Source organism: Rhizosphaericola mali (assembly GCF_004337365.2).
Lineage (GTDB): Bacteria > Bacteroidota > Bacteroidia > Chitinophagales > Chitinophagaceae > Rhizosphaericola > Rhizosphaericola mali.
In genome coordinates, this window is record NZ_CP044016.1 from 1801013 (window position 1) to 1825325 (window position 24313).

General features: G+C 35.7%; 15 protein-coding genes and 1 pseudogene. 5 read left to right on the forward strand and 11 right to left on the reverse strand.

Features of this window, described 5'->3' with window-relative positions:
- Positions 1-42: 42 nt before the first annotated feature.
- On the reverse strand, positions 43-804 hold the full coding sequence (locus E0W69_RS07905; RefSeq protein WP_131329504.1) for a LytR/AlgR family response regulator transcription factor: 762 nt from the start codon (positions 802-804) through the stop codon (positions 43-45).
- 420 nt (positions 805-1224) lie between these two features.
- Here E0W69_RS07905 and E0W69_RS07910 point away from each other — a divergent pair, with 420 nt between their 5' ends.
- Both E0W69_RS07910 and E0W69_RS07915 read left to right on the forward strand, forming a co-directional pair.
- On the forward strand, positions 1225-2316 hold the full coding sequence (locus E0W69_RS07910) for a lysylphosphatidylglycerol synthase transmembrane domain-containing protein (RefSeq protein WP_131329506.1): 1092 nt from the start codon (positions 1225-1227) through the stop codon (positions 2314-2316).
- A gap of 332 nt (positions 2317-2648) precedes the next feature.
- The gene (locus E0W69_RS07915; protein ID WP_131329508.1) at positions 2649-4178 is read left to right on the forward strand and encodes a GMC family oxidoreductase; all 1530 of its coding nucleotides are present in this window, start codon (positions 2649-2651) and stop codon (positions 4176-4178) included.
- A gap of 269 nt (positions 4179-4447) precedes the next feature.
- Here the strand turns inward: E0W69_RS07915 and E0W69_RS07920 are convergent, their stop codons facing one another.
- The 3 genes and pseudogenes from E0W69_RS07920 to E0W69_RS07925 all read right to left on the reverse strand — a co-directional run bounded on the left by E0W69_RS07920 (position 4448) and on the right by E0W69_RS07925 (position 5482).
- On the reverse strand, positions 4448-4681 hold the full coding sequence (locus tag E0W69_RS07920) for an IS3 family transposase (RefSeq protein WP_255478229.1): 234 nt from the start codon (positions 4679-4681) through the stop codon (positions 4448-4450).
- 39 nt (positions 4682-4720) lie between these two features.
- Positions 4721-4840: pseudogene (locus E0W69_RS20820) on the reverse strand (hypothetical protein); the annotation flags it as partial.
- Between the two features lie 360 nt (positions 4841-5200).
- Positions 5201-5482 carry a transposase gene (locus E0W69_RS07925; RefSeq protein ID WP_131329512.1) on the reverse strand — a complete coding sequence of 94 codons (282 nt, stop codon included), beginning with the start codon at positions 5480-5482 and terminating at the stop codon, positions 5201-5203.
- 64 nt (positions 5483-5546) lie between these two features.
- Here E0W69_RS07925 and E0W69_RS07930 point away from each other — a divergent pair, with 64 nt between their 5' ends.
- Genes E0W69_RS07930 through E0W69_RS07940 form a run of 3 tightly spaced genes read left to right on the forward strand, consistent with a single transcriptional unit; the run spans position 5547 to position 8848 of the window.
- Positions 5547-5921 (forward strand): hypothetical protein, encoded by a 375-nt coding sequence (locus E0W69_RS07930; protein ID WP_326521347.1) that lies wholly within the window; start codon positions 5547-5549, stop codon positions 5919-5921.
- A 30-nt stretch (positions 5922-5951) separates the two neighbouring features.
- A complete protein-coding gene (uxaC, locus tag E0W69_RS07935) occupies positions 5952-7361 on the forward strand; it encodes a glucuronate isomerase (protein WP_131329514.1) in 1410 nt (469 codons plus the stop codon).
- A gap of 17 nt (positions 7362-7378) precedes the next feature.
- Complete coding sequence (locus tag E0W69_RS07940) at positions 7379-8848, forward strand: sialate O-acetylesterase (protein WP_225321443.1); 1470 nt, start codon at positions 7379-7381, stop codon at positions 8846-8848.
- Here E0W69_RS07940 and E0W69_RS07945 read toward each other — a convergent pair.
- Genes E0W69_RS07945 through E0W69_RS07975 form a run of 7 tightly spaced genes read right to left on the reverse strand, consistent with a single transcriptional unit; the run spans position 8842 to position 24243 of the window.
- Complete coding sequence (locus E0W69_RS07945; protein ID WP_131329516.1) at positions 8842-11166, reverse strand: DUF5703 domain-containing protein; 2325 nt, start codon at positions 11164-11166, stop codon at positions 8842-8844. The two genes, E0W69_RS07940 and E0W69_RS07945, sit on opposite strands and share 7 nt — an antisense overlap.
- Positions 11167-11176: 10 nt before the next feature.
- On the reverse strand, positions 11177-12190 hold the full coding sequence (locus tag E0W69_RS07950; RefSeq protein ID WP_131329518.1) for a zinc-binding alcohol dehydrogenase family protein: 1014 nt from the start codon (positions 12188-12190) through the stop codon (positions 11177-11179).
- A gap of 25 nt (positions 12191-12215) precedes the next feature.
- Positions 12216-15614 (reverse strand): glycosyl hydrolase, encoded by a 3399-nt coding sequence (locus tag E0W69_RS07955; RefSeq protein ID WP_131329520.1) that lies wholly within the window; start codon positions 15612-15614, stop codon positions 12216-12218.
- Positions 15615-15630: 16 nt separating this feature from the next.
- A complete protein-coding gene (locus tag E0W69_RS07960) occupies positions 15631-17661 on the reverse strand; it encodes an aceric acid hydrolase (RefSeq protein ID WP_131329522.1) in 2031 nt (676 codons plus the stop codon).
- Positions 17662-17687: 26 nt separating this feature from the next.
- Positions 17688-20978 carry a glycoside hydrolase family 2 TIM barrel-domain containing protein gene (locus E0W69_RS07965; protein ID WP_131329524.1) on the reverse strand — a complete coding sequence of 1097 codons (3291 nt, stop codon included), beginning with the start codon at positions 20976-20978 and terminating at the stop codon, positions 17688-17690.
- Complete coding sequence (locus tag E0W69_RS07970; RefSeq protein WP_131329525.1) at positions 20953-22071, reverse strand: glycoside hydrolase family protein; 1119 nt, start codon at positions 22069-22071, stop codon at positions 20953-20955. The genes E0W69_RS07965 and E0W69_RS07970 overlap by 26 nt, the downstream gene beginning before the upstream one ends.
- Positions 22072-22098: 27 nt before the next feature.
- The gene (locus tag E0W69_RS07975) at positions 22099-24243 is read right to left on the reverse strand and encodes an alpha-L-rhamnosidase-related protein (protein WP_225321444.1); all 2145 of its coding nucleotides are present in this window, start codon (positions 24241-24243) and stop codon (positions 22099-22101) included.
- Between the last annotated feature and the right edge of the window lie 70 nt (positions 24244-24313).

A 24313-nucleotide genomic window follows, 5' to 3' on the forward strand; every position in this document is an offset into this window, starting at 1 on the left:
ATCGCCCATATCTTATTCCAAAAACTTTGGTTTATGTGTAGATTATAGTACATCTTCGAGCCAATGTAAAAAGTTAGAAGCATTCGCCTTGCTCACAATGACCGGTTCAGGAGTATTGACAAAAAGAGACACGACCAATTTGCGGGAGGATGACCGTTTAACATTGACAATCGCATTACGATGAATGATAAAATGTCCATTAGCAAGATAAAACATTTCAGGATTTAATACTTGCTGTTGTTGTTCAAGGGTTCCACTTTTATGATATTTATGACTACTTATCGTATTGATTTCAATTATCGTGCTTTTTAAATACAAATAAGCAATTTCATTTACAAGTACAGGAACAAGGGTATCGCGCTGTTCTATTAGAAGAGAATTTTGATAAGAGGTACTTACCCGTCCATTTAGAGAAAGCATCGAAATCGACTGCTCTGAAGTTGTAAGAGATGCTTTGATACTTCGATATTTATCCAACACTTTTGATATCTTTTCGGAAGTAAGTGGCTTCAATAGATAACTAATGGCCGTCGTATCAAAAACCGCAGCGCTGTGCTGCATATTTTCCGAAATAAAAATAACGGGACACTTAGAGGCTATTTCCTTGTAATTATCAAAACTCGTTCCATCCGCTAATTTAATTTCTGAAAAAATAAGATCCAGTGTATTGTCATTCAAAAAAGACATGCCTGTTTGTAGGGAATCGACCATAGCGATTGTTGAAATAGTTACATCCATACTTAGTAATATCTTTTCTAGTTCTTTTGCAACGACTAATTCACTTTCTATGATTAAAATATTCATTTATGTTTAGGTGATTTATAGTCTTATAATTTATAGTTGACTTACCGCAATGCAGTTTCATTAATATTTATTTTACCAGGTAAAACTATATTCTTGTTTATTTAAAACATCTTGCAATCGGGTTTATGCGGACAATATGGAATATGAAATGGATAAAGTAATGTTTCAACGTTTCTCTAGGTAAAATTTTAATATTGTCCATTTCAAACACCGATATGTCTGCTTTAGCTTATTTCTACCTCCAAAAAATAATACACTTTGTTTTTTTTGCCTGCGTCATTGGTGAATATTGGACCCGACATTCCTTTTTTCCATTGTTACGGATTCAGAAGTAGAAACTATTGGTAAATATTGAAAAGTCGCCAATGGAACAATGACGATTTAGTAAAATCAAAATACACTTTAAAACATCGCAATAAAATGGCAACATCCCAATTTCCATCGAACGAAGTTGAAAACACTTCGAAAGAGCTATTTAAGAAAAGTTTACTGATCAAAGGTGTTATATGGCTTGCACTCGTAACTATTGCATCGGTAGCTATCCTATTTTTTTATTCTCATTCATTCGAATCGATACGGGCGCTGAGCAGTATAAAAATCAAATACCTGGTAATATGTTTTGTGATGCTCTTTATCGATTTGTTGTTAGGAAGTTGGCGTAACCACATTTTTATAAGAATCTTAAAGCCAGGGATATCACATTGGGTAAGTTTTAAGGCCAATTTAGCGAATATGTTTATGGGAGCTATTACACCCTTTCATAGCGGAGCTGGCCCAGCTCAACTGTATGTTTATAATCGTTACGGAGTAAAGGTTCTAGATGGCTTTATTGTTAGCTTGATTAATATGGGAGCAACTCTACTTTTTATGCCGTTATCTGGTCTTTTCGCAATTTGGATGATGCACAACCAATTGGAAAGCGGGCTTGTTCCCATTTTACTTAAATATGGATTTCTTGCATTTTTTATATTTCTTTTGGTTTTTTTAATGGCATTTTGGAAACCGTTATGGGTGGGTTCTGTTATAGTGCGAATGAGTATAATATGCAGTCGGATACGTCCTTCAAAAAAGGAAAGAATACTTCATTGGGGAAAGAAATCTTATAATAATATCATTCATTATCAACAAATATGTAAAAAATTACTTGGTGATCACCCCTATTTATTACCCATTAGTTTGTTGACAACAACTATATTATATTTAAATAAATATAGTATGCAATATATTATCTTGCTAGGTCTTGGTGTATCTGTTGATCTAGTACAGGTAATATGTATTGAAATATTAATAGAGTTCATGATTTATTTTGCGCCTAGCCCTGGTGGAAGTGGCTTTGCAGAGGTAAGTATAGCCGTTTTATTTTCTAAGATATTACCTACTTCTATCCTGCCAGCCTTTACGTTGTTACAGCGGTCGTTTCTACTTTTTATTCCTGCATTGGTTGGAGCGTTTGTAATTATAATTCTCCTAAAGAAGCATACTACTTCCATTAATAAAACTAAGGTAGAATAAGCCCAAGCCAAGGACCAAAATATAGATCATTATATTCCATCTTTTACATAATCTCACTGGACGGCTTTATTAATTCAATTATCATTTAAAAGTTAGATTGATTAAAGTATTTAATAAAGTCTGTCCATTTTAAACTATAATTTGTCCGCTTTACTATGTTTTCTTAAATGCACGTCTATAGTAACTATTTGTTTTGCAATTAAATATAATACGTATGAATAATTGCAAACCGTCGAATGTGGGGATCATGTTAAATCAACCTCAAAATAGAAGTTTAAAAGCGAAAAATATTCAGTTTACAGAACAACAAAGTTCATCAAAAATATACAACTATGAATAATTTTGATGCAATTGTAATTGGAAGTGGTTTTGGTGGATCCATGGCCGCTAAAAAGCTGGTAGATGCAGGCTTGCGTGTATTAATGTTGGAACGAGGAGATTGGGTACATAGGAGTATTGAAGAAAACTGGGGGGCAAAAGGTCCTATTGAGCTCTCTGATTTTTATGATAAATCTTCTATGTTATATGTTCCTGTTGGAGGTAATAAACCGACTATGGGAATGTATGCTTGTGTAGGAGGACCTTCGGTTTTTTATGGTGGCGTGTCTTTTCGTTTCCGAGAACAAGACTTTGAAAAAAATGAACAAATTGAAGGTAAAGATGCCCAAGGTTGGCCTTTAGCATATAACGACATTGAAAAATATTATTCACAGGCAGAAGCCATATTAAATATTTCCGGAGAAACAGGAATTGATCCTACAGAACCTTACCGTAGCACACCTCTTCCCCAACATGCGCCTACTCTTGCCAAGATATCTCAAAAAGTAAAAGCAAGTGCCCAAAAATTAGGAATGCATCCTTTTAGTTTACCTTTGGCAATTAATTATGAGGATACTAATCGAAATAAATGCATCAACTGTAAAACTTGCGACACTTTTGCGTGTGCCATAAGTGCCAAAAATGATCTTGCCACAACTCTAATACCCCAACTAATAGCTAAGGGTATGCAATTATATTGCAATATGGTAGTTACAAAATTAAATTATAAAAATGGTCGCTTGACCAGTGTTGATTGTATTTCCAAATCCGACAAAAAGAGATATACATTCCATGCTGAAAAATTTATATTGGCAGCTGGAGCCCTAGGTACGCCACATTTATTGCTTTCTTCCGGATTACAGCATTTCAATCCTGGTGGTCAAGTAGTAGGTCATTATCTTATGCGACATATGAATTCCATCGTATTTGGCATTTTTCCAGGTACAGCAGATAAGGAAGGACGATTTCACAAACAACTTGCCATATTAGATTACTATTTTGGGCATCCGGATTTTCCAAATTTAAATAAACTTGGAAGTCTTCAACAAATGCCAACTCCACCAGCGAGTATAGTGGAAAATGAACTCAAAGGAATAGTCGGAAAAGTGCTCAGTCCTGCAGTGAAGTTATTGAGTGGTTTATTGGCAATTGTTGAAGATCAACCACAGTACAATAATGGATTGGCGATAGACGCTAACAATAAAGATATATTTGGCCTTCCTCGCCCTATTATAAATCATAGTTATAGTATAAGAGATATTACAGCAATGAAAATATTGACGAAAGAGGGCAAAAGGATAATGAAAGGCGCAGGAGCATTATCGCATTACGTACACGATATCAGAACATTTTCACACGCAGTAGGTACTGTACGTATGGGATTTGATAAACGCACTTCGGCTCTTGACGAGAATTGTCAATTCAGAGGTATAGAAAATCTTTATGTTACGGATGGTAGTGTAATGCCAACATCAGCAGCATTAAATCCCAGTTTAACTATTGCCGCCAATGCCCTTAGAGTGGGCGAATTGATAACTAAATAGGAATTGGCTAATGATTATTCATTGGAAAAAATTCCAAATTACCATTTAGATAAGGATGAGATCAATAGTTGCTATGATTAAATGCATCATTATCAGTATCCAACATAATATTTTTTTGGATACTGAATTTATATTAGTTAAACCAATGCATAAAAGATTTCAGTTGAACATAACTAAGACGATCTCCAAAGCATAGCAGTTTAATGTAGTAGACGACTGTTCCTAGATGAAGGCTATTTGGAATTGCAACATAAAAGTGGAGACTTTTTTTAAGCTGCTATATTTTGTTTAGCTAAATAGAATTGCTCCATTTGATTGGGTGTTTTTCCACCCAATGCAGAATGTATTCTTCTAGCATGGTAAAATCCTTCTATATATCTGAATAGCTCAAATTTGGCAATCTCCTTGTTTTGAAAATGTTTGTGATAAACAAATTCCGTTTTTAAGGTTTTAAAGAAGCTTTCTGCGACAGCATTGTCCCAACAGTTGCCTTTACGGCTCATACTTTGGGTGATGCCATTGCTTTTCAATAATGAGCTAAACTCTTGGCCGGCATATTGAACTCCTCTGTCGGAATGAAATATTAATCCCTGTTTTACGCTTCTGGTCTTAAGGGCAATGCTGAGCGCAGCAATAACCGTGTTTTTTCCTGTCAGCCAAATCTATCACAGAAGTTAAGTATAACCACCCTGTACCCGTTTTGATATAGGTGATGTCGCCTACCCATTTCTTAAGTATTTTACTGCGTAGATGCATTTTTTTCATCAAACGGGCAACCTAGGATCTAGATACCGGTTGTTGTTTGTTTTTCAATGCCTGGGCTATACGGGGACTGCAGTACATGTAGTGGCTATTGTCAAATTCTTCTTTGATTAACTCAGACATTGTTTCTGTTTTCTTTGCTCTATTACTGTGGGGACGTATCAACCATTGGCAAAATCCACTACTGCTTACCTTTAATACCTGCCACATCTTCTCAACTGAATATAATGTTATGTTGTCTTTGATAAATTCGTATTTTTTCAGTCTTTCCCCGCTAAGATGGCCACCGCTTTTTTTAATATCGCATTTTCCAGTTCTGATTCTTTCAATCGCTTTCTCAATTCCCTGAGTTCCTGTTCCTCTGCACTTAATTTGTTGTTTTTAGGAACCAATGTAACTCCATTAAATCTTGGATCTCTTCTCCATTTACTCAGTAAATCTGCACTTATGTCTAGTTCTTTAGCAGCTGACAATACGGATTCCTTCACATAGGACAGTTCCACTACCATTTTCTTGAATGATGCTTCAAATAATCTTCCCATCGTTGGACAAATTTAATTTTTTAATTATCAAATCCGTCTCCATTCAAAGGTAGCAACTCCAGTATTGGACTATACAGAACCAGCTACTAAACCAGGACTCAACTTAGTTTGCACACATGGAAATGATGTTGAAGCAACTACAGGAAAAACAGCAAGCGGAGCCACTTTAATTCTATTCACAACCGGATTAGGTACACCTACTGGAAATCCTATTTGCCCAGTTATAAAAGTTTCTACTAATAATGCATTGGCACAACGCATGTCGGACATCATTGACATCAATACAGGATCAGTCATCGATGGCGACAAGACTATAGAACAAATGGGAGAAGACATATTGGAATATTGTATCAAAGCAGCGAGTGGAGAAGTAATTCCTAAAGCTGTGTTGCTCAACCAAGACGATTTCATTCCATGGAAAAGAGGCGTTAGTTTATAATAAATTAGAAATTCAAAGATTGATTAAAATATGAAAGCATTTTTAGACGACAATTTTTTATTGCAAAATAAAACAGCAGAAAAACTATACCATGACTATGCAAAGTCACTACCAATTATAGACTATCATAATCACTTAATACCCGATCAAGTTGCAAACAATAAACAGTTTGACAACATTACACAAGTTTGGCTATATGGCGATCATTATAAATGGAGGGCGATGCGTACAAATGGCGTATCCGAAAAATTTATCACAGGGAATACAACGGATTTCGAAAAATTTGAAAAGTGGGCAGAAACAGTTCCTTACACATTAAGAAATCCTTTGTATCATTGGACGCATTTGGAATTGCAACGTTATTTTGGCATTACGGATTTACTTTCTAAAAAAACAGCAAAATCCATTTATGATGAAAGTTTGGCCAAACTACAAACGCCTGAGTATGCTGTGCATGGACTTTTGAATAAAATGAATGTCGAAGTTATTTGTACAACGGATGATCCTATTGATAATTTGGAATATCATCAACAGTTCAAATCTAGTCCTAGCGTAGGTTTCAAAATGCTTCCTGCTTTTCGCCCAGACAAAGCAATGGACAGTGACAATATCACTGTTTTCAATAGTTATATTGACAAATTAGCAACTGTAGTAAATAAGGAAATCTCTGACTTACAAACATATTTAGATGCATTAAAATCACGTCATGATTATTTTGCAGAAAATGGTTGTAAAGTTTCGGATCATGGTTTGAATAGTATCGACGCAGAAGATTTCACATTCGAACAAGTGGCTGCTATTTTCCAAAAAATTAGAAAAGGAGCATCTATAGAAGCAAAGGAAAGTAAAATATTCAAATCTGCCATGTTGATTTGGTTTGCACAGTGGGACCACGAAAAAGGCTGGGTACAACAATATCACTTAGGAGCTTTGCGCAATAACAATACGAGAATGTTGACGCAATTAGGACCTGATACAGGCTGGGATTCCATAGGAGATTATTCTCAAGCGCAAGCACTATCCAAATTCCTCAATAAATTAGATGAAGAAGATAAACTAGCGAAAACTATTATTTATAATCTCAACCCAGCAGATAACGAAATCATTGCCACAATGGTGGGCAATTTCAATGATGGTTCCGTTGCGGGCAAAGTACAATTTGGTTCTGCGTGGTGGTTTTTGGACCAAAAAGATGGCATGACTAAGCAGATCAATGCATTATCCAATATGGGATTGCTTAGTCGTATGGTGGGGATGTTAACAGACTCACGCAGTTTTCTTTCTTTTCCCAGACACGAGTATTTCAGACGATTGATCTGTAATCTATTCGGAGAAGATGTAGAAAATGGAGATCTTCCCAATGATATAGAATGGATTGGCAAAATAGTTCAAGATATTAGTTACTATAATGCTAAAAATTACTTTAATTTTAGTTCCTAAAATACGATTCTATTCATATGAAAAAAAACAAAATGAAAATTACTATACTTAACATCCCATTGAAAATAATTTTTCTTATAGTTTACTTAAACGTTATTCAAAAAGTTTCTGCTCAACTCAAAGTACCCGGATTGTTTTCAAACAATATGGTGTTACAGCAGAAATCCAATCCACCCATTTGGGGATGGTGCAAACCAAATGAGAAAGTAGAAGTTTTCCAATCATGGAACAAACAAACAGTTAAAGTCCAATCTGACGATAATGGTAAATGGATTGCCAATCTCTCTACACCAACAGCAGGAGGTCCCTATTTCATTCAAATAAAAACAATTAAAGAAAAAATAGAGTTTACCAATGTAATGATTGGAGAAGTTTGGCTTTGTACTGGTCAGTCCAATATGGAAATGCCGATGAAAGGTTTTAGAGACCAGCCGATACTTCATTCGACAGAAGATATTGTTCATTCAAAAAATCAACTAATTAGATTTATCAAAATCCCTCGTTCCTCTCAAACAACGCCACAAGATTCGGCCAAATATTCCAATTGGCAAGCAGCAGATCCTTCGACGGTTTCAAATTTTAGTGCGACAGGTTATTATTTTGCCAGAGAACTTCAAAAAGCGTTGGAAACAATTCCGGTTGGTTTGATTAATGTGAGTTATGGAGGTTCTAAAATTGAAGCATGGATGGATTCTTCCGTATTGGCGAGTATGGGGCAAATCGTTATTCCACATAAAGGAGATTCTATAAAAAGTGTAAATCAGACGCCAACAGTTTTATTTAACGGAATGTTGAAACCAGTGATAGGTTACGGAATCAAAGGCTGCATATGGTATCAAGGTGAATCAAACTACGACGATCCAAAAGCATATGAGAAATTATTACCGTTGATGACAAGTCGTTGGAGAAGTTTATGGGGAACTGAATTTCCTTTCTTTTACGCACAGATTGCGCCATTCAACTATGCATCTCTCCCGCCCTATTATTCAGGAGGCAAATACAATTCAGCATACTTGAGAGATGCACAACGAAAATCGCTTAAAACTATTCCCAATTCAGGAATGATAACTTTAATGGATATTGGAGAAGCTGAAAGCATTCATCCCATGCACAAAAAAGAAGGCGGAGAACGTCTAGCATATTTATCATTGAACAAAACTTATGAACTAAAAGGTTTTCCAATACCAGGACCAACTTTTGACTCGATGACTATTGCTGGCAATATAGCAACTATCAAATTACTAAACGCTCCCAATGGAATAACTTCTTATGGAAAACCATTACAACTATTTGAAATTGCAGGAGCAGACAAAACTTTTTTTCCTGCGCAAGCCGTCATCAGTCAAGGAAAAATTAAAGTTAGTTCACCTTATGTGAGTAATCCAGTTGCCGTTCGTTACGCATTCAAAGATTTTATTGTAGGAGAATTGTACAATACAGAAGGATTTCCAGTATCCTCTTTTCGGACAGATGATTGGGATTATTGATTGGTAAATAACATCCAATCATTCTCATTTTTCACGTATATATCAGAAAGTCGATTTTGAGGAAAAACTTTCAGTTTGGATATTTTTCCATTTAAAATAGTAGCTTCCACTGTAGTATTGTAGGGTGCATGTAATTTAAATTTCCCATTCCATTCTTTTGGCCAGGTCGGCAGTAAAAATATTTTTTTTCCGTCCGTTTGCAGTAACATTTCCTGTAAACCAATCATTGCAGTTCCTCCCCAATTATGGTCTGGAGTCCAGTCAAATCCTGGTCCCCAAAAAGTAGGAAAGCGATGTTTTCCTTTAGAAACCTTCTTTAGTTCCAAACTTTTAGCATCCTCTAAAAGCCCCAAGCGAGCAGCAAAAATATTGTGTTGTTTCCACCCTATTTCGCTTTTGGTTTTGATGACTTGTGAATCCAATTGATAGGTTTGTATAGCGGTGTCAAAACCAGGTCTGTCAATCCCATAGATTCCCCAAGGAAAAACAGGATATAGTTGTGGAGCTTCCGTATTTTGTATTCGTTCCCAAACTTCTGCAGGCGCAAGGACAGTTTTACCATCAATGGTTCGCAAAGGAATATCAGGAATGCGTTGCAACATCGTAGACCATTTAACTTTTTGAGCATTCGCCATTAAGCTATCAGGCAATTGTAACATTTCAGATAAAATAACTTTCAAGGCAGAAATTACGGTCGTTGAGTTGTAGGTCATCTTGTAGGTTTCTGCAGCAGAAGTTGGATAGAAAATATATTTACCTTTTCCATCCCAAATCTTATTTCCACGTTTACTAGCTAAATATTGATAATGTTCATCATAAAAACTTATACAACTTTCTATCTGTGGAATATACTCTCTGATATTTAAATTCCCATAAACCCGAGTATCCAATATCATTTTGCAAAACTCAAAAACAGTTTCCCATTGATACTCTAGCCAAGCGTTATATTCCAAACCTTTATCATAATTGGATGGACGCTTGATATTGTATTCAAATATATTGGGAAGTCCAAAATTCTCAATTTGTTCTGTAAAGCAAGCGCCATTATGTTGCCAATAAACACGACTTCGTAACTCCGCATTCTTCAAATTTTTTAAATAAAAATCAAACTGAGGTTTCATCAGATCCCAATCACCATTTTTTAACATCGACCAATAAACGAGTCTTTGGTTCTGTGCTGTCATTGTTCCTCCACCCCATAATCTAAAATCAGGCGAAAAATGATATTGCGAATCCACCAATACCGGATCAAACGTAAACAAGCCACCGTTAAATTTAGTTGGCCATTTTCCAAATGCGTTGCAACCTAATTGATACCGAAACAAATCGTAATTCTGGCTAATCCAACTATTCTCTCCATCTAGTTCAATATAACTTTTATTCCAATAGTGTTTCCACCAATTATAAGTCTTTTCCTCATCTATTTTATAGTTTGATAAGCTTTCTTTAAGTAATTGATCAGTGTTATTTTTCCAATCTTTGAGTGATATGTATTGACCAGTATTGAGCACAATTGTAATATCTTGTTCTTTTACATTTTTGGAAGTTTGCAAAGACCAAGATTTGAAAGGTGTATTCATATAAGAGCCAACTTCATTTTCTAATGGAATCATATTTTTCCCATAAAGAATACCACCAAAAGTATTGTTGGATAAAGGATTGAACAATTCAGACTTTACGCTATTCATTCCTTCCATCTGAACCGTATAATCAAAAATATTTCTTACATCATTTCTATTACGATGAAAAAAAGAAATTTTATCCTTCTGTGAAAGGATCGAATCCTTGTAGGTAATAACATCAAATTTTTGAGGAACTTTATACGAATTTGCGCGCAATTCTTTTCCTTTCAATATGCGATCTTCCCAACGCCAAGATTCGTAGCGAATGTTGACCGTATTTAATTTTTTGTTGGAAACATTGATATGAACTATCGGCTTAAAAACATCAACCCAAATATGAATTTTAGTGTTTACTCCCTCAATATTCATATCGCCTTTTGCAAGACGAAGTCTTTGCTCAAACCCAGTGTTGGAAAATGGAGAACCGAAAATTGAAATCCGAAAACGTCCGAGTTTAAGCATCTGATTATTTTCATCAAAAGTTCCACTCTGAGATGCATAAAAGAGCAAATCTCCATTTTCCACCCAAACATTCAATCCAATATCACCACCTCCACAAGGCATGGATTCTGAAGAATTTGCACTCATAGAAGTCCAAACAAAATCCTTCTTTGATATAGTAGAATTTTGTGCTTTTACTATATTGGTCGAAATGATCAATATAAAAACAAAAAAAAATATGTTTTTTAAAAGCATTGGAAAATATTTAATCTATTGTAGCCATAGCTTTAATAACGCCATTTGCAAGATCAAGTAAAGATTCAAACTCGCCAGCTAAGTTCTCAAAAGGAATATTGTGCGTAATATAATTATCAGGATTTACTTTACCGGAACGAAGACTCGACATTACATGATCAAAATCTTCCGTTGTCGCATTTCGACTACTCATCAACGTTCCTTCTCTTTTGTGAAATTCAGGATGAGAAAAACTAATATCGCCTTTTTGCAAACCAATCAACACATAACGAGCACCATGTGCCATATAGTTAAAAGAATTATTGATCGCTTTTTGACTTCCTGTCGCATCTATAACCACAGTCGGCATATCGCCATGAGTGATTTCAATTAACCGTGCCAAGACGTCTTCTTTGATTGCATTGATAGCAAAATCAACATGTAATTTTTCCTTACAAAATTGCAGACGTTGATCGTTAATGTCCAATACAATCACTTTTCCTCCCGCAATTCTTGCAAATTCTGCCGCACCTAATCCAATAGGACCGGCACCAACTATCAAAACAAATTCTCCATCTTTTACATCCGCACGACGTATGCCATGAGCACCTATTGCTAGAGGTTCTACCAATGCTAGCTGTTCAAATGACAAGTCATTCCCTTTCAATAATGCGTAGGATGGAACTTTATAGAATTCAGCCATCCCTCCATCAATATGAACGCCACAAACTTTTATAGATGTACAACAGTTTGTTTTTCCTACTCTGCAAGCCACACAATCACCGCAATAGAGATAAGGAATAATAGTTACTTTATCTCCTTTCTCAAATCCTATCGCATCTCCCTCGACAAACTCTGCTGCTAATTCGTGACCTAGAATTCTCGGATAAGAAAAAAAAGGTTGCGTTCCTTCAAATGCATGCAAATCAGTACCACAAATACCAATACGCTTAATCTTAATTATAGAAAATCCTCCTTCTAAAACAGGCATTTCGCCGTCCATATATTCAAATTGTCCAGGAGCTATACAAACTAATGTTTTCATATATGTAAATTCTTAACTATAAAATTTATTTATTTTTTACTTCTTGTTCAATATAAACTGGCCCCATCAAACCAGCATCCAATAAGGTATCTCCCGCTAATTGGATAGGCGAAGTTGTCCAGGTCAATCTGTCATTGACAGGCAAGCGCTGATCCTGCATAATTCTATTATGCCAAGTGTTGGCAACTTTGACCACAACTATATTTTTACCTTTTTTCAAATAATTTTTCAAGTTGACACGATATGGAAATGTCCATGCAATACCACAATCTTTTCCGTTTACTTCGACGCTGGCAACATTAGCAACCTTTCCAAGATATAACCATGCATTTGTAAAATCATCTTTTAAGTAAAATTCTTTTTGATAAGCAACTTCACCAGAATAAAATCGAATAGATGAGTCTTTATTATTGGTCCAACTTTCTAGTTTTGGAAAAGTGACAATATTTTTTGGACCTCCATTTTGTTCATCAAACTTTAAATTCCAACTACCATCGAATGAATAAACTTTTTTCCAATTAGAAGAGCTATTTTTCTTGGATTTTAGTGTAGTTGTATTTATGAATACAATAAATTTTGATTCATTTTTACTGAAAAAAGATTTTATGATGGTTCGTCCTTTTTCCGTATACCAATCTGAAACTTGTTCTATTTCGCCTGTCAATGCATTGAAATATTCGGGCACCTTTCCTGATACTCGTAGTGAAATAGTCAATTCTTTATCCAAAGAATCTTGGTTAGATATAAAATAAACATCGAATTCTTTTCCTTTACGATGCGCAAAAGCAATTTTTTCGTCGTAGTCATTATTGTTTTCTGAAAAGAAAATCGCATCTCTTTCCAATCCAATATAATCTAATGTGCTTTGCTTTATTGGTAAGGAAAATACTTTTTTATTGTTTTCATTCCATAGTTTATTGGACGTTTCTTCAACTAAACGATCACCTTCAACTTTATTGGATAATGACAATGCTTGTAATAGTTTTTCACCAATAAAAACAGTTGCACCTTCTTTCACCAATTGATACAGTTTTGTTACAAGTTCAGCACTCATCAATCTTCTATTGGGATTTAATGCATTACTATCTGGAATAACAAGTACACTATAGGAAGCTCCACCTGGAAGAATAATATGACCATTATCAACCTTAGCTAATCTCAACAATGCATCTTTATTGATGGCATCGTATTGGTATCCTCTTAATGGATTGATCCATTTTTCCCAACTTGGAATATTGGCAGAAGAGGTTACGCCTTTTGGCATGGTTGCTAACGGCAAACCGATATTTCTTTTCCTTTCTAGTTCTGTGTTTACTTGCTTTTCTCCAAACAAACCAGGCATATCATCTATAATTCGATCCGGCAATAGCGAACGACTGGGCAATTCTTCCCCAGTAAAAATAGCAATATCGACGACGGGATGACCCTTTTGTAATAAGGATTGACTTCTTGAAATGTAGTCTGTAAAACCTTTGGCTTGTGGCCACCAAGTTTGGTCTCTTTGAAAATACAGTCCTACCCCATCCAAAGTCATGCCTGGCCTACGATCGATCCAAGGATTATGCATAAACACATGAAAAACCAACTTGTTCATACCTAGTGCATAGTTGCGATCCAACAAACCTTTTAGCATGGTAGGATGCTCATCCCAATACATTTTGAGTTCCGTAAAACCTTCCGCTTGAATAATATTTTTTCCATAGATGTGCGCACCTGAAACCGCATCCATCATATCATTAGGTTTGTCATGCGTGGGACTATTTAACCAAAATTCACCCATTGGAACGTCCACTTCCGCATAATGTCTCAATCCATCGCTTACCATCACTGGCGCAACACTTTCTGCCGAAAAAACTTTTCCATCTTTATGCGCCAATTTAGCCATTGTTTTAAAAAAAACATCATTTATCAACTCGGCTATAGTTTGTCTAATATCATACAAAAATCGTTCGGAGGAATCAACACTATTCAAGGGATAACCCGCCATGATAAGCAAAAATGGAACAGGATCATACCCTCTTCTTTTTTTGAATTCATCTGCAAATCTAGGTGACCAGTTTTGACTGCCGCACTCCCAACTATCCACATGAAAACCTGTTAAAACGTCTTTGGATAATTCAGGTCCAATATGTTTAATAATCTCTCCATACCATTGACCATATTGGAAAGCCACAACCGTTGAATCAAACTTATCACATTCTAAACCGCTTCCATTGCCACCTGTTGCATTTGTGTGTCCTGTTGATGTATGTCCTATTCGCAAAATTTTCCATTGACCTGCTGGAACTTTCCAATTTAATTTTCCATTAGCATCCAAATATTTAGTCAAATCCATCATTTTCTCACTGGAAATAATATCATCTTTAGACAAAATATTATTTTCTGTCCTTTGAGCTACGCGCCAAACACTTCCATTTTTGCTCTCATATTGATCGATTTTAGCTTCAGAGGAAAGTTCCAAACCCGATAATTTCAAGCTCTGTTTCCATTTTGCAGCATCCAAATCTTCTGCTCCCGGTTCTGACCCAATAGGATCATATAAAAATCGAAAGTATTTTGCTTTTGTTTCTGGCAAAGAAAAAGTATAGTCTGCATCTGTGTCTTGCCAACCATGTCTTGCAGGAATCAATTTTCTAATTATGGAAAAATGAATACCATCCTCACTAAACTCAATCGTAAGACGATGTGCCTGATAGTTATTACTATTGGTACGAACAACAAGGCTTTTGGCTGTGAACGGTTCTTCAAACGTATATTGAATCCAGCCATTCTCTTTGGACGTAAAATTTTTCTTATTTCCTTTTTGATTTAAAAAACTCAAGTCCGAGGTATCAACATTAGAAGTTACTTTAAGTTTTTTATCGTAAGAGGAATGCACATCCTTGACGGGAAAAGCATATACAGCAATATCCTTATAGTAATTTTTATAGTGGATTGGAACTGGCAAAACACTTTCAAAATCCGCATTTCCATGTAAGACTGTGTCGCTCCAAACTACTTTCTGCATGGACTTATCTTCCGTAATCCAAGGCCCTCCTGCCAATGCAAAACCATCACAATCGTGCATTGCAATATCGATCCCATTTATCTTCGCCTGCTCCATAGCATATTTGACCAATTCCCACCATTTAGGACTTAACTGTGGAGCAGATGGATTATATAATGATGGATTAGCTTCGCCTTTTATAGTCATCAAATAGGCTCCAGCAATATTTGCAGCCTTCATCGCTTTAATATCCGCGGCAATGCCCTCCTTGGAAACTGCTGCTTGCATCCAATACCAAAACACCCATGGTCCCGCTTGTTTTGTTGGGTTTTTGAAATCTTTTTCTAAGGCATCCATAGGAACAATCTTCTGTCCAATTGCATTCAAAGCAAAACAGAAAAATATAGCTAGGAATATATGGATAAATTTTCTCTCCATGCAATTTTTTCCTTATTTAATGAGTACTATATGGCAACCAAACGGACATATCCGAATCTCCTCGGTTTGCCCATGCAAAATACGGGATTAGTTTAGCCTGTATTTTTTTGTAAGAACTATTATCATGGCTTATTGGTCGATATAATGAATTATTCCAACTTTGTTTCTTTTGTAATAAAAAATTTCCTTGCAAAGATGTAAAGCTATAACCCTTAATGTTTGTCGTTATTGGTTTCCATACCTGAGAAGCGTCAAGCGTAACATCAAAAACAGAAACAGAATCTGGCAAATCTTTTGTTTCCAAACAATACACAACAGGACCTTTTTTTACAGCTACTCGACTCCTGCTTTCTTCTACTAAAGGATTGGATTCCATCATATTAGTTGGCATATCCAGATTTAGCTCTACAATATCTCCATTTTTCCAAACTCTATTGATTACACAAAATCCATTTTTTAATTCTTTGTTGGATATTAAAGAACCGTTGATCCTGACGGAATAATTCGTACACCAATTCGGAATACGAAAATTAATTCCCATTTGCGCCTGACTCACATCGTTTATTTTTAAACTAATCAAACCATCCCAAGGATAATTCGTTTTTTGTTCCAAACTTATCTTTTTCCCAATATCCAAAGTAAGTTCAACTTGATTACTTCCATACAAATTGACAAAAAGATTATTCTTGGAAACCGTATATACATAGTTAGGAACTTCAGCAATTGTACGAACTATATTGGGCGGACAGCAATTGGACAATGCAATATATTTTTGACGACCACCTGCCCATCTTAATGTATATGGAAATGCTGCATTGTGCTCCAATGCATTCGTATAAAAATATTTATCACCATCAAGGCTTACACCAGACAATATACCATTGTACAACTCCAACTCTACAATGTCCATATATTTTGCGTCACCTGTATTCAAAAACATTCTCCAATTCCATAACAGATTACCAATATTGGCGCAAGTTTCATTGTGAGCCGTTTTTAGTGGTAATTGAAACGCTCTTCCGTAAGATTGATGGACGCGTTGCACCGTATCAGGATTGTAGGAAGTACCATCAGGAGAAACACCATCATACAAAGCACCACAACCTCCTGTAATATACATCTTACGAAAAGTGACATCATTCCACATTTTATCCAATACACGTATCAAAGAAGTATCTCCCGTTTCCGCAAAAAGATCAGCGGCTCCGGCAAAAAGATAATTGGCTCTAACAGCGTGACCACCAGCATGTTCCATTTTCCTAAAAGCCACGCGATCTGAGTTATCCTCCGTTCCTTCAGGCGTACCTCTGATTAACAATAATTTTTCTGCAAGTTGAAGATATCGAGGATCTTGAACCGTTCTGTACATTTCGATAATGCCCATATAGTGAGAAGGGCAGATAGCATTTCTTGCTTGTTCGGGTGTGGCATGATTGTAAAAGGACAATAAGAAATTAGTTGCTTTAATAGCAACATCTAACAAAGAACGCTTACCTGTTGCTCTGTAGTGCACACAAGCAGCAGTCATCAAATGACCAAAATTATAGGCTTCAAAACTTAACTTATCATCAAACATTTCAGATTTACCCATTTTTTGATGATCGATAATGGATTTTGTATAAAGATAACCATCCTTTCTTTGTGCTTTGACAATCACAGCAATAGCTTTATCAAGCTCATTATCGAGTTGAGTGTCTTTTGTTGTGGCATACATAGCCGCCAAAGCCTCCAATACTTTATAGAAATCTCCGTCATGAAATGAAGGACCAACAAAACTTCCCGTATCCAAACTAGCAGCAATTTCAAAATTTCGGAAAGAATGACTTATAGTTGGGTCGTTGTAAATACGCCATATAGTAGGAATCATTGTATTTTTACATAATTGAAATTCATTGTACCAAAAACCATCTGTCCAATGAACAGAACCCATATCCAACATCTTCATTTGAGAATATTGGCTCGTTTTTGTATCCACCAATGCTTTTTCCTGCGCTTTACTATGCACTAGCAGTAAACAAAATATTATGCTTAGTAAGAATATTTTCATACAATCAATTTATCTAAAAATAACTATCAAAACTTGAACACAGTCTTATCATTAGGCACCTTACCATCTATTGGAACTATATAAAACGAATAGTGATAATCCTTTGCCTTTATTTGATATTGCTCTAAAGGTGCCGCCACATCACTCCAGCTATCGTTCCCGCCCACTCCCATTTGAATCAGATCAATATTTAGCGTAATAAATCCAGCATCACTTAATCTGTAAGTATGTTTCGCGTTTTGGATATTTTTTTCAGTATATGGCCAAGCGCTCATACTTAAAAGACTATCTGCGACTACCAATAGTCCGTCATCTTTCTTATTATCAAAATACATCCAGCGAACATCTGTACGGTTGCCATTTTCCTGAGGAACAACATAGTTTTCCATAAAGTTTTGGATAGGTTGAGAATATATACCAACAGGAAAACCAGAATTTCTGTCAATATAATTTTCCATGAGTCCTCTACCGTACCAAGTGATTTCTCGAAATGAATCATCAATTCCGCCTTGCATCCCGACTTTTGGCATATTGGGCAAACCAGGTAAAACACTTAATGAATAATCAACTTTTAGGACTCCTTCCTTTCCTATAGTATATTGAACAAGTACTTTAGCGCTATCATTGATAAAACTATACTGTGACGTTATGGCAATTGGTTTGTTTGGTGTGCTATCAATAGACATTTTGACAAAGTGCAAACTATCATTGTACCATTGCTTGAGTTTTTTGTTAGATTTCCAGCCTCTTTTATCATTATCAGTTAATGGCCTAGTAAAATGTGGTAAAAAATCTCTTGTAATAACACTTTTCCCATTAGCAATGTAAGAATTCAAAGCACCTGTTTCCTTGGAAAATCCAATGCTATTTTTTCCAATATGGATAAAAACACTTTTTGAATCTGTTGTAAGTATCCCATCACTTTTTTGAAGCGGAACTTTATTTATTGGAGCTAAACCTGTCAAAGCCAACTGGTCAAAAGCAACCTCAAAACCTTTATCAGCCCATGGCATTTTCTCTTTTAACGCACAGGAAAAAAACACAAAATACTCTGTATTGTTATCTAGTTTGGGTAAATATTTTTCAATATTAATAATAGAATCTTTACCTGCGACTATTGATAAATTAGGTAATATTTTATCTGAAATATCAACACCATTACGTTGTATAATCAAGTGTATATCAAAATTATTGACATTCAATACAGCTTGTTGGTTTTCCATTTTTACAAGTCCTTTTGTTCTGTCCTGCCAACTAAATGTTATAGGTTGAAATACATGTTTACACTCATAAATAGCCGCTTTAGGTCGACCATCCGCAGCCACAATTCCTTTTATGGTAAAGTCGTCATAATACTTCTCTCCAAAATCGCCTCCATAAGCATAAAATGGTCTACCAAGCGAATCTTTCTTTTCCAAACCTTGATCTTTAAATTCCCAAATACAACCACCGATAACACGATCAAGGTTTTTCCACTGATCCCAAAATTCTTTGATATTTCCCACACTATTGCCCATTGCGTGCGCATATTCACAAAAGAAAATTGGTCGTCGATCTCCGTTTGGCTGATTTACCAATAATGGTGGAGTGTATAATGCAGGATACATACGACTCACCATGTCTACATAATATTGATCTAAAGGATTTTGTAAACGATGACTATGATCATTGGGCTTGAGATAATTTGGATTGGAAGGATCCATGTAGCCTGCTAATTTCGGACTGCCCATTGCTGGCTCGTAATGAATAGGACGTGTAATGTCGAAATCATGCAACCAAGCAGCCATAGACGCATGATTGGGACCTCGTCCCGACTCATTACCTAAACTCCAAAATATAATAGATGGATGATTTTTATCACGGATAGCCATTCTGTTACTTCTTTCCAGATAAGCACTTGTCCAACTAGGATCATTACTTAGTTTCGCACCCAAACCATGCGTTTCAAGATTAGCTTCATCAATTACCATGATTCCATACTCATCACACAAATCCAATAAATATGGATCGCTCGGATAATGACTCAATCTAACGCAATTAAAATTGAATCGTTTTATAGTTTGGATATCTTGTAAAATATCAGCTCTTGACAACGCTTTGCCTTTTGTAGGATGGTGATCTGGACGATTAACTCCATAGAGATACGTTAGTTTTCCGTTGATTAATAGTTTACTTGTTTTTTTATCAAATTCAATAGTTCTAAATCCTACTTTGCAAGTTTTAACTTCCAATATATTTCCAATAGAATCGACTAATGAAAAAATTACTGAATAAAGATTCGGAACTTCTGTACTCCATTTATCAGGATTAGAAATCGGAATATCAATCAATCCAAATTTTGCGTTATCCAAACGTGGATATACTTCATTGATAATAGAATCGACAGATTTGGAAGTACCTGTAATTTTTTTGTTTGTCTTGTCGTAGAGATCTACATTTAATCTGTATTTATTCATCAAATGCCCGGACAAATTTTCTATACGAGGACGAATCAATAGTCTAGCATCTTTATAAACACTATCCAATTTTGTTTGACAGAAAAAATCAGCAATACGTAATTTGGGTTCAGCTTTTAGCATGACTTCGCGATGGATGCCGCTTAATCGCCATTGATCCTGATCCTCCAAAAAACTGCCATCACTCCAACGTATTACCCAAACAGACAATACATTTTCGCCTTCTTGTAGATAAGGTGTGATATTAAATTCGCTTGACAGAAAACTATCCTCCGCATAACCTAAAAACTTACCATTTATCCAAACTTTATAAGCCGAACTAACGCCCCCAAAATGTAAAGTTACATTCATGTCCTTCCAATTCCTTGGAATAGTGAAAGAGCGTTGATAACAACCAACACCATTATAGTCTGTCGGAATATGTGGTGGATTGACCGGACGAAATGGATAAACGGCACTTTTGTAAATGGGTTTATCATAGCCTTTCATTTCCCAATTAGAAGGCACTTCAATCTTATCCCAACCTTTAACTTTACTTTTATAGAAATCAGTCGGCGCTAAGGATGGTTTCATTGAAAATTTGAAATCCCAATCACCATTCAAAGACATATATCGCCCAGACTTTTCCCTATCTCCTGTCAATGCAGTTTGAACATCACTGTACGAATAAGACGTTGCACGAGAAGGGTCACGATTAATACCGCTAACCAACGGATCTTCATACGGTTCCGTACTATATATAGTTGGAGCTACCGGTACTGGAGCGGGCGTTTTGTCTACTAATTGCGCATCAACTAGATGGATTGACAAGCAACCAAGAAAAAACAATATTATCTTATTTCTTTTTTTTCTTTTTTTCATAAGGCAAAAATGACAATTGGCTTTTTCCTTTGTCAACAGAAGTCGCGACTGCAATACCTCTTTGTTCGTTTTTGTTAACAGCACAATAATAATGATAGACGATTCCCTTGTATTTTATTACAAATGATTTATGAGCAAAAAGTTCATCGTATGCTTCGGATGGCGCTATTAAATCCTTATCGTATTCCGTCCAATGAATTAAATCTTTTGAAACGGCAAATCGATTAAATGCATCTTTGGCATCTTTCCAAAAAGCACCAAAATAAAAAGCTACCCAATAGTCCCCCATTTTCTGCAAATAAGCATCACCAGTAATGCCGATATGATGATTCAATATAGGATCTTTTCTGAAACGCTTCCAGTGAACCATATCATCAGAAACCGCCATACCTATACGCTCTGCTCCTCTTTTTTTATTCAAACTATCACCATTGGCGTTATAGTACATAACAAATGCATAACCAGTCAATTTTTGTTTATCTGGAATAATGGAACTCTTATAAATCGTATGGTTTTCCCACCATCGAACATCTAAGTCATCAGGTTTTAAAACTGGAGCTGGTAAACGATCCCACTCATGAACTCTAGTTGGATTTTTGGAACTATAAGCAATCCCAATAGATAACATTCCAGCCTCATAACCTCTTGCATGACCACCAAAATAGGACATCCAATATTTTCCATCATATTTATTCCATTGGTAGCTTCCGGCCCAAGTCGGATCTTGTAAAGCAATATAAGCCGCCTTCTGATTGTTATCCCAATCTGAAGTATCCGAAAAAGACATGATACGACCAGAAGTTTCCCAATGCAAAAGATCTTTACTTTTTGCCAACCAAGTTTCATAACCTCTTCCGTTGTAAATGATATAAACCATGTACCATTTTTTTCCTTTACGGAAAATACTAGGACAGTCCATCTTGATATCGTTATTGGTAGGAACCATTACTAGTCCATACTTGTATGGCGTTTTGACTTCTTGATAGATGCTGTCCATTGTAGCATTTGGAATTGGTTCTTGTGCATTTGTATTGGAATGATATATCACACCAAATAAAACCATGAAAATAAATATATGTACTTGCTTAATCATATAATTGTTGATTAGGTTATAGTAAGATTATTCTGAAACAACCGCTTTATAGTTTATGCTGTATGGTTGATCTTTTTTAATTTCCAATTCATATTGATTGCCTCCTTTGGCAATAATTTTTCCTTCTTTACATTTTGGATTATTAGCACTTTTAAAAATTAATTTTCCTACGCCTTCAGATGCGGATATTTTTATATTGGAAGTATTACAATAAACACGCACTTCACCGTTAGGAGTAGGTACAACTCCATCCATCCATTTCAAACCGCCAAGCGCCGGTTTGATTTCATAGGTTTCAAATCCTGGAGATGTCGGACTTACGCCCAAATAATATCTTCCAAGTAAATATATTGGACTCGCCCCCCAAGCATGACAAAGACTTTTTCCAAACTTACGACCATACATTTCATAGTGTTCAGCTCCTTTTTTGCTAGGATCATATTCTTCCCAAAAAGAAGTCGCTCCCAATTTCAACATACCACCCCAATAGTCTTTCATTTCTTTCAATACATGATCTTGTGAACCTAAAGCACAAAGCGCCTCCAATTCATAAAAATGCATATACGGTGTCGTAATGGAAGGAATTGTATCATTCAACAAAACAGATTTTTTCACTTCCGATTTTTGTATTTCGTTAAAATAATTGAAGAATATGGCAAACATATTGGCGTATCGAGTTATATTATCACTCTGTTTACCGTCAATACGACTATGTACAAGAGCCTTTTGTTTTTCACTCCAATAATATTCAAATAATTTACCTTTTAAATCTGTTGCCATTTTAGAATACTGAACCGCATCATCTTTGTGATCTGAAAGGTCTGCACAGATAGTCATCGTCTCCAATCCTCTAGCAAACAACAATTGTTCAAAACTTAAAGCACCTTTTTTGCTCAATCCTTTTGCCCAATCAACAAATACCCAATCTCCTGTCATTCCTTCTAACAAACCGTCTTTGTTTCTTCTTGCAACGACATAGTCCATTAAAGTTTTCATACGATCATAATTGTTAACAAGAAAAGTCTTATCTCCCGTAAACATATAATAGTCATAAAAACTCAAAAACCAATAGAAGGTATAGTCCATAATCGTATTGATATGACTCGTCACTGGATCTTTTCCACGAAGCGCATACATCGTACGTTTAACGGTTTCGTTATCATTCATTAGATAATAGTTCATCAGATAACTCTGGGTAGCATCTCCGCTCCAAATCCAACGATCTCTTTTAATTCCATCAATAAAAAATTCCCTAGTACTTAGATGTAAAGTATATTTCGAAACGTCATATATTTTATTCAATTCTTCATCATTACAAGCGAAACTTCCTTTATCTTTTAAATCCGCATATTCGTATAGCATGGAAACACTATCCAACTGCAATCCATCCGTATTTTTAATATTTACATACCTAAATGCTTTGGACAATTGTGGTGTGGTATCTATTTTTTTAGAAGAACTTATAGTTATCCAATCAAATGTTTCTGCATGTTCAGTATCTAACGCTTCTTCCTTACTTTCCCCATATACCAATTGCAATCTGCCGCGACCAGCAATACCATGAAGTTTGACATAGCCAAAAGTCTCTTTTCCAAAATCCAATAAAATTGAATTATCCTTTTTGACTACAGAAACTGGACGTTGGACTATAACAGGTAAAACAAAATGGGAAGGAATCTGATTGGTCGAATTAAAATTCCAATATCCAGCGGGTTGATAGTTGGTTGCGGAAACATCCGAAGATTTCCCAGTCTCATCTATCCATTCTTTATCTTCAAAAGTGGCTAACCAGCTCGCATCTGTTTTCACATAACGTCCCGACATAAACACCGTTGGAGGTGTCGCTTGATTGTATATTTTGACATTGATACGATGATTTCCTGCAGGAACAATAAACGTTCCAGTCAAGTCATCAATCGCTTTTCCATCTATTTTAATATTGCAAATTCCTTCCGTTTGAAAGTGTATTGTATCTGCTTTGGGCAATGAAAAATCTTTATGAAAATCTACCAATGGATAATGACTATCCATTTTCCAAAAAATTGGAAAAAATGCATTTCTTTCTGTTCTCCTGTTTTGCATTTGATTGGAAAGCCATATTTCGTAATCACCAGGATACCAAATCCAAGTCTGCGCAGAAACGGACTGAAAAAACATAAAGCCGAAGAGCACCAACAACAATTTATAATTGTAGCATTTACACTTATAAAAAAAAGTAACATATTTCCTTGGCAAATTCATC

Coding starts and splice junctions, on each gene's coding strand:
- E0W69_RS07905 (WP_131329504.1), bottom strand. CDS start 804: ATGAATATTTTAATCATAGAAAGTGAATTAGTCGTTGCAAAAGAACTA.
- E0W69_RS07910 (WP_131329506.1), top strand. CDS start 1,225: ATGGCAACATCCCAATTTCCATCGAACGAAGTTGAAAACACTTCGAAA.
- E0W69_RS07915 (WP_131329508.1), top strand. CDS start 2,649: ATGAATAATTTTGATGCAATTGTAATTGGAAGTGGTTTTGGTGGATCC.
- E0W69_RS07920 (WP_255478229.1), bottom strand. CDS start 4,681: ATGAGCCGTAAAGGCAACTGTTGGGACAATGCTGTCGCAGAAAGCTTC.
- E0W69_RS07925 (WP_131329512.1), bottom strand. CDS start 5,482: ATGGGAAGATTATTTGAAGCATCATTCAAGAAAATGGTAGTGGAACTG.
- uxaC (WP_131329514.1), top strand. CDS start 5,952: ATGAAAGCATTTTTAGACGACAATTTTTTATTGCAAAATAAAACAGCA.
- E0W69_RS07940 (WP_225321443.1), top strand. CDS start 7,379: ATGAAAAAAAACAAAATGAAAATTACTATACTTAACATCCCATTGAAA.
- E0W69_RS07945 (WP_131329516.1), bottom strand. CDS start 11,166: ATGCTTTTAAAAAACATATTTTTTTTTGTTTTTATATTGATCATTTCG.
- E0W69_RS07950 (WP_131329518.1), bottom strand. CDS start 12,190: ATGAAAACATTAGTTTGTATAGCTCCTGGACAATTTGAATATATGGAC.
- E0W69_RS07955 (WP_131329520.1), bottom strand. CDS start 15,614: ATGGAGAGAAAATTTATCCATATATTCCTAGCTATATTTTTCTGTTTT.
- E0W69_RS07960 (WP_131329522.1), bottom strand. CDS start 17,661: ATGAAAATATTCTTACTAAGCATAATATTTTGTTTACTGCTAGTGCAT.
- E0W69_RS07965 (WP_131329524.1), bottom strand. CDS start 20,978: ATGAAAAAAAGAAAAAAAAGAAATAAGATAATATTGTTTTTTCTTGGT.
- E0W69_RS07970 (WP_131329525.1), bottom strand. CDS start 22,071: ATGATTAAGCAAGTACATATATTTATTTTCATGGTTTTATTTGGTGTG.